Genomic DNA, 11196 nt, shown 5'->3' on the forward strand with positions numbered 1-11196 from the left:
CTAAAAAATGCTTATAACGTATGCACCGTAAAATTTTGTCGAAGTGCCGATTGCCAACCAACCAACACCAAACTTTAAAACGCTAATTTTATTCATAAAATCAGAAAATATTTATCCTATGGTGGATAACAACCTCGAAAAACTATGTCTTCAGAAGTTTAGTTTAGTTCGAGCGACCAACTCGAACAGCAGGGGAGACCAATCCCCATTTAACCTTTTTGACTCTCCTGTGGCTTTAAATCCACAGCCTTCAAGCACTATGACCATGCAGGAAGTAACACACTCAACTACAGTCCCCTATAGCCTCAACATCACTCTTTCGCAAAACCACGATTCCCTTAACAAGTCATTTCTGACAACGGTAGCTATGGTTTTTTAACCAACTTTTGATAAAACAACTCAAAAGAAAATTCTTATTGATTATCAATTTTACCTGTAATTATAGATTACTATCTATTTTACAAATAAAAACAACAACTTATTCAGAATTATTACAGTACAACTTCGGCAAAAATCTGCCTTATATGCGCTACTAAAGATCGCTCCAACACATCTATGTCGATAACTAAAAATTTAGTTATTCAAAAACTTAGGTGACAAAACCTAATGACATAAAAGTGCGTCCCAAGTTATCAATTGAAGTCTTAACAAGCAGTACGTTCATCCACTAAGTTTCTAAGCTTTTTCCTTGCTTTTCGGTACGCAGTTCCAAAATACCGATTCCGCAGCTTAAAAAATATCATCATGGGTAGAACACTTACTTAGCACAGTCGATGAGGATCTCTCCCCACCTTTAACACGTTTAAGCTATACATCGACCTTTCGAGCCAAAATGGAATGTCATCACGACAAATTCACCACCTGACCCAAAAGTGCCACTCTCGCCAGCTTTCACCTTGATCGCCTGTACCCTCTCGAATACCGCAGAAGCCATCGTGTGTGCCACGCACCTCGCCAAACCATAAAGATTCAGCGAAGAACGGTAGTTATTAACGCTACTCTCCATCTATGGATTTCACTCACTATTTCTTCAAAAGCAGGATTTCAGCCCTTTCAGCCTAGAATGGGGTTTAACCCATTCGCCACCTTTCGGTGATTCCGTTTCCTTGTCGCCCAACTTCAAGAACCAACAATGAAGTGGATTGAGTAGAATTTGAGGGTAGGCAAAAGCCACCCCTCATCAGCCCTCATCAAAGCGTACCGAGCTACGTTTCCGCAGCAGTCCGCTTCGTCAAGCAGTTTTCAGGCTGTCAACCTTTCCACTGTGAGCTGTTGAAAATCAAAATTTTTAGTGTGCCTAACGGCACACTAAAAAACGGTTAGGTCTTTTAGGTGCGTTGGTCAGACACACTTCACAACTGATGAGAAAATCATAATGCACAAAAAATATGCTGTCTAGGTGCGTTCGCATGGAACTACTTATTACCCTCTTACAAACACCGTCTAGAAGTCCTTAAAACTTGCTTCGCAAGTTCACCATAGCTTCGCTATGGAAAAAGCAAAAAACAGCTAAAAACCAAAAATCCTTTTACTCGATTACAATGCTAGTTTTTGATCAAAAAACAGCGTATTTTGTGAATTAACCCTTGATAACAATGATTGGAAATATTTTGGATGATAATTTTTAGTCCACACACAAAATTTACAATGCAACGGCTCGCTGACCATGTTGCCAATGGCGCATATTTTTATTTCAGCTTTGAGTACGACAGTTCTAAGAAATCCATTGAATCCGTTTTGGATAAGATGACAGAGCGTTATGAGTTGGGTATTTCACCAAGACAGCGTTCTTACCGCCTAGAAAAGGGTCATCCTATTTGCACGATGATCGTGCAAAGAGATGTCTTTAATGAAAATAAATGGTTTCTGTATTGCTTATTCACTACGCCTACAAGTAGAGATTTCAATACTTTCAACGGTATTGAGATTAATAAACTTGCCAAAGAGTCGGAGCGTTTGAAGATTCAGACTCTTAAAGAGAAGTACAAAGGCTTTAAGTGGGATCTTGATTCGATCTCAGCAGAAAAGACCTTGATTGCAGACTACTTCAAAGATAATGAGCCAAAACAATTTGTCTTAAAAAATCCAATTGCTGTCAAACCTACTGCCCTGGTGACTATGGAGCTTTTTAGAGATACGCATAAGACTTATAAACAGCTCATCTTGGGTGATGAAAAAGACTACAAAGACAGAGTAAGGGCTTATACGTGGACTTGGCGATATACAAAGCAAAGTATTGAAAAAATTAAAACTAAATTTACTGATTCTATTAATAAATTGGCTAGTCAAAAAAATAGTTCTCTAGCAGAGAAGAACCGAGCCGACATTAAAAATCTATTCCTGATGGTTGAAACATGGTCTGTTTTCAAAGCAAGCCGTTCCCAAGCAGGGCAGATTATCCATTTTGCACAGCGTTTTTTAAAGTACAGGTCTAAGAAGCAGAAAACATGGATGCAGATGGAAATTGCTACACCACACTTGACCTATCTACCCCGATTGCCGACCTATGCGGATACGATCCATGAATATAATTACAGACGTAATCTTTTTGATGAATATGGTGTGGAAGTGCCTTTGAAACTCATTAAAGACTACTATGGTGGTGGCTATTACAACATACCGATTCAAGCCTATGTAGCTAAAGAATTAGAAATGCGTGAGAATGGCAAAGCCATTGCTCAAAAAGCGGATGAGCTTTACTTACAAGTGCTTGAAAATGAGTAAATCCGCTAAGAGAAGCTATTAAATACGGACTTTGAATAGGTTCTAACATGCAAATTTCGTATAAGAGATTTTATGTTAAATAGGTTCGATTAAGCAGATCGTCTTCTAATTTTGAACATTGCTCATCATCAATGACTCCGGTAATACTTTGTAGCCACAACCCATCTGCTGCTAAACGAAGTAACTCTAAATCAGGATGACTATCCGTTTCTGCATGTTGAGATAATCTATTTTTTAGCCATTCCATCCAAATTTTATTAAAGGTAGGCTCTGTGATCATAGTCATTGATAACGCTGACCAAGCAGAAACCACCCCATCTATTTGATGGATAAAAGAACTATGAATATAAGCTCGTGTGAATTTACCATATTCTGTTTGATCGCGTTTAATCAAGTATTCAACTGTTTGATCTAAATCAAGAATTATTTGATTGAACATTTCTTCTATCAAATTTTTTTTATTCGGGAAATGGTGAAATACCCCCCCTTTTGTTATACCTACTGCTGTAGCAATATTTTGAATAGAAACACCAGAAATACCCTTTTGAGAAACAAGAATAGTTGCCTGTTCAAGGATGCGCTTTCGAATAACCTCTGGTTGCTTCTTTTGTTGCCGAATTTCTTTCACTTAATGACCTGCTGATTGCGAAAATAAATTAATAATTATTACGCCAGATACGATAAAACCAATTCCAATTAAAGCAGGATTATCTAGTGTCTGTTTAAAAACAAAGTAGCTAACTACAGCAGTTAGAACAATCCCAACACCAGCCCATATAGCGTATGCGATACCTAAAGGGATTGTTTTAATAACTTGTGATAATAAATAAAATGCCGTGCTAAAAGAAATAAAGACCATCACGCTTGGAAAAAGTTTTGTAAACCCTTCCGATTTAACTAAAAAACTACTTCCAATCACTTCGGAAACTATTGCAAATCCAAGTAATACATAAGCGAGTAACACACTGTTCATAAGTAATCATACCTAAAATACCAATCGGAAGGTATGTTAAATTTTCAAAAAAAAATTATCAATAATTATTTTAGATTTTCTAAAATTAACATAATACACGTTATACGCAGTCAAAAATGGGAGCCTAAGCTCCCATTTTTATTGATGATTTTTTAATTCTTTTAGCATGGCATCCCGTAAAATTTTATTCATTCGTGTTTGATAGCCTTTGCCTTGGGCTTTTAGCCACTGCATGACATCTGCATCGATGCGAACCGTAGTTACTTGTTTAGTCGGCTTGTAAAATGGATTTTGCACTGCATTTTTCCAAAAACTTTCATCAAGTTCGGGAATATCTGAAAAGTCTATTTCACTGTCTGGGCGTTTATCTAATGCTTCAAGTCTTGCCTTTTGTTCTTCAGATAAGACAGGAGGTTTATTCAAATCTACTTTGTAAGTAACGGTTTTGTTCATACTGTTTCCTCTCTTTTTTCTCTGCCTGTCGTGCTGAAATAATACGGATATGATCAATCCCATTATGATCTTGTACAGTATGAGCCACCAATAAAACTGTCTGCCCGTGTACGAGACCTATCGCTTGCCAACGATATTCACCATTTTCAAAGCGATCCTGTTTGAAGACGGCATGAGCATCATAAAAAACTAAGGTTGCATCTTCAAAAGCTATACCATGCTTTTTAAGGTTTGTTTCTGCTTTATGCTCATCCCATGAAAACTCAATTTCCATAGTTGCATCGCTTTTTGTTAATATAAAAATGTTAATACAAAATTGTAACTTTTGCAAAGTTCTTCCATTTTTTATTGGCAAAAGCTTACAGAATCGAACATAAAAAAGCCGACTTGTTTCAAAGTCGGCTTTTTGCTGTTTTTATGCTCAGGGTTAAATTTTTAAGTATTTGATTTTTATATTAATATACAAGTGTATTGCGTATAACCACCATTATGTTAAATGGAAGGACCTAATTAAAGAAAAATCAGATTTTATTATATAATAAATTTATGAAATCCTATTCTTACATATAAAATGAAGATAAAACTACGTCGTATTGAAGTGTTTATGGCCGTGATCGAAAACGGCAGTTTTTCTGCTGCTGCTCATGCATTAGATGTTGCCCAATCTGCGGTCAGTATTACTATTAAAGAACTAGAAAAAGAATTGGGTACACAGCTTTTTATTCGCGCTAACCGCAAAGTTGAACTGACAGAAAGTGGTCGCCTCCTCAAGGAACGTGCAGCTCCTGTGATGAGTCTGTTGATGAATGTGAAGGATGAACTCAAGGATCTGGAAAATCTCTCTATAGGTCAATTACGTATTGCGGCTCCTGCGATGGTGACGCAATTTGCGCTCTCCCAAGTACTGCCGAAATTTATGGCGTTATATCCCAAAATTCATATTAAAGTTTATCAAGCTGGTGCCCTGGAAATTGAAGCTTTAGTGAAGAAAGAAGCTTTGGATTTAGGCTTGACCGTATATAAAGGCATAGAGCCTCAGGTTGAGACGGAATATCTGTGGGATTTAAAAAATGTAGCTTGTGTTTCAACCTCATTCCATCAACAACTTGTTCAAGCTGAAAGCATTTCCTGGGAAAAACTACTCACACAGCCCTTAGCGATCTATCCGACTGGATACCATCAACGGGATTTGCTTGAACGCCATTCAACCGCTTTAGGCATACCGTTGAATATTGTGTTGGAGTCAGAAAATCCGGCGCTTATTTTATCTGCTGTACGTTCAGGTTTGGCCATAACTACCTTACCTTTGGCTGCGCTTGAAAATGAGTCAGGTATTGTTCCACTGAAACTACCCCACCAGAAAGGTGATTCTTTAAAGGTCGGTGCATGTTGGTCATCTGACCGACCTCTCAGCAGTGCAGCAAAAACTTTACTGGAGTTCCTGAAAAGTTATTCCTCACCTTTCTAAAATGCTTAATTAATGCTCATTTGTAGCTGCTGATTTGGCTTGAACACGGGTCAGGAATTTTTCATGATCGATAATAAAACGCTCATGAGTTCCTTCACAAATCACATCTACTTCATCTCGGCAGATTACAGCAGAGGTTAATTTTTTCCCTTCAATATGCGTCAACGTCACTTCAGCAGTGACTTTCATGCCAACTGGAGTAGCCGCATTATGGCTGAGGTTGACATGTGTGCCGACCGTCCGTTGCTGAGGCTCAAGATAGGGATGCAGCGCTTCTACACAAGTCCATTCTACAAAACCCACCATATAGGCTGTGGCAAATACCGGTGGCATATCGGCAAAGCCAGTAAACTTCGTTGAGACTTGAGGAACTGTTAAGGATTCATCAACTATAATTTCTTGTGTATAGGTCAAGCCAGATGGGATATTGTTTGTCATATTTTTCCTTAAATTATGCAGCATTCACTTTTCCAGCCCGAATAGATAAAGGCCAGGTAATTTTTTTCTTGATAGCAGGATCTTTCCATTCAGCTAATAACGCTGTTCTAAATTGACAAACTGGATTAAAACCGAGGACTTTTTCAGCCTCTTTTACTGCAGACCAGGTATTAAAATAGCCCATTAATTCATCCAGATTCCAAAATGCCTGCATGTTGACCTCAGGAACCTCTACTTCGGGAAATGGAAAAGGCAAGTTTCGGTATCCGTCTTCAACATGCTTTCTTTCGGCAGGCCAATATGGACCAATGGTCTGATAATAGAATTGTTGAATAAGCGTATCGACAGAGCCTTCAACATGCAAAACACCATAAGTAATGAGGGCTAAAATCGCATTGGGCCGGGCAATACGCTGCACTTCCTGATAAAAACGATCCAGATCCAGCCAATGTGCAGCTTGTGCAACCGTAATCAGATCGACTGATTCATCTGGCAACCCGCTATCTTCAGCTAAAGCTGTTCGATAGATTACACCTTCCCATTTTTTGGCTTTTTCAATTTGAGCAGAACTTGCATCTGTTGCAACGACTTCATCAAATCTTTCTGCTAATAGCACTGAAAGCTGTCCTGTACCACAACCGCAATCTAGTACAAGATTTTGTGCTGGGCATAGATAGGCTAATTCATCTACCAAATCGATAGGATATACAGGACGGTAGGCTGCGTAGCCTTCAGAACCTTTAGAGAAATGATCCTTGAATTCTAAATCTTTCACGCTTTCATCCATTGTTTAATTTCATACCTATATGATAATCTAATATATATGATTTAACATATATATTTAATATATGGATTGTATGCGTTTTATATAGGGAATAGGCATGAGTACACAAGAGATTTATTCAACAGCATCACCATCCTATTCCCATCCTAAGACATTGATTTTCTGGGCATGCAGTTTAATTTTGGTCGCCTTTAATTTACGGACCATCTTTCCTAGTTTTGGTGCGTTAATGCCAGAAATTAGACAATCACTGAATCTCAGTTCGGGATTGGCCAGTTTAATCACCACATTACCTGTACTTTGTCTTGGTTTATTTGCACCTTTTGCACCGAAATTGGCACAAAAACTGGGAATTGAAAGAACAATATTTATCATCATGTTTGTTCTTACCATTGGTATTCTCTTACGAGGAACAGGAGAGCTTAGTGGTTTATTAATCGGTACGATTTTGGCCGGTGGCGCAATCGCGATTATTAATGTTTTACTACCTAGCCTGATTAAACGGGACTTTTCTCAATCTATTGGGCTAATGTCAGGTTTGTATGCGATGGCTCTATTAGGAGGTGCAGCTATTGCAGCAGGAACAACGCTCCCTTTACAGCAATTTTTTCATGGGGACTGGTCAAGCGCTTTAGCGATATGGGTAGTCCCTGCGATATTGGCTTGGCTTTTCTGGTTATTTCAATACCCACAACATAGCGTCCCCCTAAAAATCATTGCTCCTAAAATTCGTGGTCTGTGGCAATGCAAATTGGCATGGCAAGTCACGCTGTTTATGGTACTCCAATCAATGTACTCATTTACTGTATTTGGCTGGTTATCACCATTCCTCAGGGATCGGGGAATTGCTGTTTTTGATGCCAGCCTGATTGTATCGAGTTCTATCTTTTTACAAACTATCGCCTGTTTTCTGGCTCCGGTCATTGCTACCCGTCTTCCACATCAGTCATGGTTTAATGTCGTTGTGGTTTTACTGACTGTGATTGGCTTTATCGGCTGTTTGATGGCACCCTTACACACAATTTGGTTATGGGCGGTGATCCTGGGGCTGGGACAAGGGGCTTTAACCTCTATTGCGATGGCCATGATTGTTTTACGTTCAGAGAATACACATGTGGCAGCACAATTATCTAGTATGGTGCAAAGTGTCGGTTTTGGATTTGGTGCTTTTGGACCGTTGATGGTAGGACTGCTGTATCAGTCACCGGGCCATTTTATAAAGGTTGAAATCTTTTTAGCCTGCGTGGCACTTGCTTTAATTTATGTTGGTTTTAAGGCTGGGCAAGATCGGTATGTGTCTGTAGAAATAGTTTAGCATTCAGATCAATCTTAAAGATTTTCTAAAATTAACATAATACACGTTATACGAAATGCTCTAAATTATTTGTTTTAATTCAATAGTTTATTTCGTATTGAAAAGCCCAATCACACCCGATTGGGCTTTTTTTATGACTTTTCACGTTCCACGCTTAATAAGTAAGCAATGTTCCACACTTTTGTTTAGCTAAAAATAACAATAAAACCTTACTCATCTGTAAAAACTGCCCGAGCTAAACGGCCCAATAATCCCCTTTTTTTAGGTTCCGGTTCAACGTGTTCAGGAATAGGTATACGCTTGTTGTCTTCCCCAAAAGTAGTCAATGCGTCATAGTTCGACTCAATCTCTGGCCGAGGATCTGTTGCTATATTTAGATTAGTAGATTCATTTAGCTTACTAGTATTTTCTTGTTTTGGCTGTTCTAACGTGCCTTTAAACTCAATTCTATGAGTGAGATCTTCAATATGTTGCATCAAAGACTTTTCTCTTTGATTTGCTAAATCTAACTGATTTTTGAGTAAAGAAATTTGATCTTTTAATACATTTTCAATTTCAGACTGAACGTGTACCTGTACATCCTTCTGGACTTGTTCAGTACGTGTACTGGACTGAACACTGACTGGATTGCCATAAACTCTGATAAGTTCCGATAAGTCTATAAGTCCATCATGATCTCTTGATAATTCACCACTTTTTATAGATTCATAGATTGTTGTTCTTGATTTTTTAAAAGCTTTACTTGCGTCCATTATGCTAAATTTTGTTTTGTTCAATGTAATCCCTCAGCGCGTGTTTAAGCATGTTCATCTGAACATCTTAGCTGAACATATATCTTATTTTGAATTAAATCGTACTTTTCTAGGTATAGCAGCAATTTTTCAAACTTTTTGTTCAATAGTAAAGTCGATATTGAATTCTGCTAGTTTTTCAATCCATCTATTACCTTCGTTATTTTTAAAATCAATTTTTATTCTTTCTACTAATTCGTCTGTAGTCTCACCAGATTCTTTGAATCTCAAGCTCAATTCTTCACTTTGAATTATCGTTAAATAAACCATTTTTGCAGTTATTTTATTTTGCTCTTGGTTACTACCAGTTTCACTTTGTTGATTAGCTCCAATAGTTTTCTTTTTTCTAACTATAAAATTAACATGACTAGCTTTGCGTCCTTCTTTCTTGACTGCTTTAAACTCAATAGTAAGTTCTGTTTTAGAGTTAATGTCATCAATGTGGGGTTTAAGAATAGTACTTTTGAAATCTCTATATTCTGGGTATGAATTTTCTGCCAGACCTAAAGCACTTTTTAATTCTTTGATGGATACATCGAAATTAGACCGAAATTCATTTTGTACCAAGAATGGGTAAAGTTTTAAACCGTGACCATGTAAGGCAACAGCCGATTTAACTTTAAATTTTGTATACGAATTTTGTTTATTAAAAACATACATAATGTATAGGGCAAAATGCGTGAAAGAAATATAAAAACATCCATCCTTGTATGAGCATGTACTAATGAGTCTTGTTCGAATATCTCGATCTTTTCCAGGATGATAAAAAACTACACTGTGGTCGTAGAGAGCATCTACTACTCGGTTTAAGGCTACATAAGCACTGCTTGGCTTTAAGCCCGTCAATTCAGCATATTCTTTAGCTGTTACAGTGAATTCTGTTGTTTCATTGGGATCTGATGCTAGCCGAACTTTAGGGCTAAAAAAGAATAGCAATTTTAGAATATCGTCTTTTGGTGATTTCTCATGCTTCAATTGCCAGAAAATATTTTGAAAGACAGCATAGTCTTTTGGATAACGTTTGGCAGGTGCTGAAAGAGGAAAAAGAGATTTGTCATGTTCCTCAAAATTTTTAATTTTCTTTAATGATACAGCCATCTAAAATCACTATTCTTCTATTATGTGGTGGTATTTTCAATGCTACTTACCCCCACTTATTAAGTCAAGCATATCTTGATTACCACCTAACATTTCGCCCCCACTAACCTAACATTTCGCCCCCACTAACCTAACATTTCGCCCCCACTAACCTAACATTTCGCCCCCACTAACCTAACATTTCGCCCCCACTTAAAGTCAAAAACCTAACATTTCGCCCCCACTTAAAGTCAAAAACCTAACATTTCGCCCCCACTTTAGTGTCTGAAACACTGATATAGCAATACATTGAGACTGGCCGTAAAGCTTTTTAAAAGCTTTTTAAAAGCTATTAAAAGCTTTTAATAAAGCTTTTAAAATTAGTAAATGAAAAAATAAATGAAAAATTGCCCTTGGTTTTCGCTACGCTCAAACTCTATTGAATCTCGCTTTCGCTCGATTCGTGGGGCAATTTTTAGTTAATATTCTTGTTACTTTAAGAAAAGGCAAAAGCAACTCGGAATTCGCTTCGCTCATAAGTTTTTTATGCTCGCTTCGCTCGGTCTAGGTGCAAAGATCAGCATGTGATCTACTTTCAATTTGTTGAAGCAAATATTTTAAAAAGCAGTTTTTCAGGGAGTCTAGGCGCAAATTTTCGTTGTGTCGCTCGTAGACACTCGCTAAAGAGGATCTGAGATGAGCAAAGATAAAAAAGATGAAGATTTGGTTTCTCTCTCGATGAAGAACTTCAACAAACCACGATGGTTTAGAGCCAATGAAGATGGTGTCTTTTGTGAAGTAACTTGGGAGGAGTTCTTTAAAAACCATGATGACCCAACAGGGTTAGAAGATTTTATGACAGATCGAGAGCAAGATACACCAAGAGATGTGGATTTATAGCGCATGGTTTGCTGTATTTGGCGTTTTATTGGTCATTCCTATTCTACCTATAGGTTTTAGTTTAAAGTGCCTTAAAACGCAAATGGTGAGCATTTAGACAACCCACCTCGTTTCGATATTCTGTTGGCAAGAATATCCGAGGGGGTCTAAAAAATGCTTATAACGTATGCACCGTAAAATTTTGTCGAAGTGCCGATTGCCAACCAACCAACACCAAACTTTAAAACGCTAATTTTATTCATAAAATCAGAAAATATTTATCCTATGGTGGAT

Annotated in this window: 12 protein-coding genes; 4 read left to right on the top strand and 8 right to left on the bottom strand. The window is 37.7% G+C overall.

Features of this window, described 5'->3' with window-relative positions; genetic code table 11:
* Positions 1 to 1647: 1647 nt before the first annotated feature.
* Positions 1648 to 2724 (top strand): hypothetical protein, encoded by a 1077-nt coding sequence (locus FTV43_RS13575; protein ID WP_225531288.1) that lies wholly within the window; start codon positions 1648 to 1650, stop codon positions 2722 to 2724.
* A 70-nt stretch (positions 2725 to 2794) separates the two neighbouring features.
* Here FTV43_RS13575 and FTV43_RS13580 read toward each other — a convergent pair whose 3' ends face one another.
* The 4 genes from FTV43_RS13580 to FTV43_RS13595 form a co-directional block, all read right to left on the bottom strand.
* On the bottom strand, positions 2795 to 3352 hold the full coding sequence (locus FTV43_RS13580; protein ID WP_016165572.1) for a TetR/AcrR family transcriptional regulator: 558 nt from the start codon (positions 3350 to 3352) through the stop codon (positions 2795 to 2797).
* Positions 3353 to 3697 carry an SMR family transporter gene (locus tag FTV43_RS13585; protein WP_087090658.1) on the bottom strand — a complete coding sequence of 115 codons (345 nt, stop codon included), beginning with the start codon at positions 3695 to 3697 and terminating at the stop codon, positions 3353 to 3355.
* Positions 3698 to 3835: 138 nt separating this feature from the next.
* Positions 3836 to 4150, bottom strand: a complete 315-nt coding sequence (locus FTV43_RS13590) for a BrnA antitoxin family protein (protein ID WP_104988439.1) — start codon at positions 4148 to 4150, stop codon at positions 3836 to 3838.
* The gene (locus FTV43_RS13595; protein WP_179995726.1) at positions 4113 to 4424 is read right to left on the bottom strand and encodes a BrnT family toxin; all 312 of its coding nucleotides are present in this window, start codon (positions 4422 to 4424) and stop codon (positions 4113 to 4115) included. The genes FTV43_RS13590 and FTV43_RS13595 overlap by 38 nt, the downstream gene beginning before the upstream one ends.
* 297 nt (positions 4425 to 4721) lie before the next feature.
* Here FTV43_RS13595 and FTV43_RS13600 point away from each other — a divergent pair, with 297 nt between their 5' ends.
* Positions 4722 to 5618 carry a LysR family transcriptional regulator gene (locus tag FTV43_RS13600; RefSeq protein WP_179995723.1) on the top strand — a complete coding sequence of 299 codons (897 nt, stop codon included), beginning with the start codon at positions 4722 to 4724 and terminating at the stop codon, positions 5616 to 5618.
* A 9-nt stretch (positions 5619 to 5627) separates the two neighbouring features.
* Here FTV43_RS13600 and FTV43_RS13605 read toward each other — a convergent pair whose 3' ends face one another.
* Entirely contained in the window at positions 5628 to 6080 is a 453-nt protein-coding gene (locus FTV43_RS13605) for a thioesterase family protein (protein ID WP_257224121.1), read from the bottom strand.
* Positions 6070 to 6831, bottom strand: a complete 762-nt coding sequence (locus tag FTV43_RS13610) for a class I SAM-dependent methyltransferase (RefSeq protein ID WP_368856089.1) — start codon at positions 6829 to 6831, stop codon at positions 6070 to 6072. Before FTV43_RS13610 ends, FTV43_RS13605 begins: the two co-directional genes overlap by 11 nt.
* Positions 6832 to 6937: 106 nt before the next feature.
* Here FTV43_RS13610 and FTV43_RS13615 point away from each other — a divergent pair, with 106 nt between their 5' ends.
* Positions 6938 to 8155 (top strand): MFS transporter, encoded by a 1218-nt coding sequence (locus FTV43_RS13615; protein ID WP_179995725.1) that lies wholly within the window; start codon positions 6938 to 6940, stop codon positions 8153 to 8155.
* Between the two features lie 209 nt (positions 8156 to 8364).
* Here the strand turns inward: FTV43_RS13615 and FTV43_RS13620 are convergent, their stop codons facing one another.
* Positions 8365 to 8931 carry a plasmid replication DNA-binding protein gene (locus FTV43_RS13620; protein WP_225531289.1) on the bottom strand — a complete coding sequence of 189 codons (567 nt, stop codon included), beginning with the start codon at positions 8929 to 8931 and terminating at the stop codon, positions 8365 to 8367.
* Between the two features lie 105 nt (positions 8932 to 9036).
* Positions 9037 to 10044, bottom strand: coding sequence for a replication initiation protein (locus FTV43_RS13625; protein ID WP_004967300.1), 1008 nt, complete (start codon positions 10042 to 10044; stop codon positions 9037 to 9039).
* Positions 10045 to 10719: 675 nt separating this feature from the next.
* Between FTV43_RS13625 and FTV43_RS13630 the strand changes: the two genes are divergently transcribed.
* Positions 10720 to 10923, top strand: a complete 204-nt coding sequence (locus tag FTV43_RS13630; RefSeq protein WP_004968112.1) for a hypothetical protein — start codon at positions 10720 to 10722, stop codon at positions 10921 to 10923.
* The last annotated feature ends 273 nt before the right edge of the window (positions 10924 to 11196 follow it).

The sequence above is a fragment of the Acinetobacter sp. YH16053 genome, assembly GCF_013417035.1.
In the GTDB taxonomy this organism is placed as follows: Bacteria; Pseudomonadota; Gammaproteobacteria; order Pseudomonadales; family Moraxellaceae; genus Acinetobacter; species Acinetobacter towneri.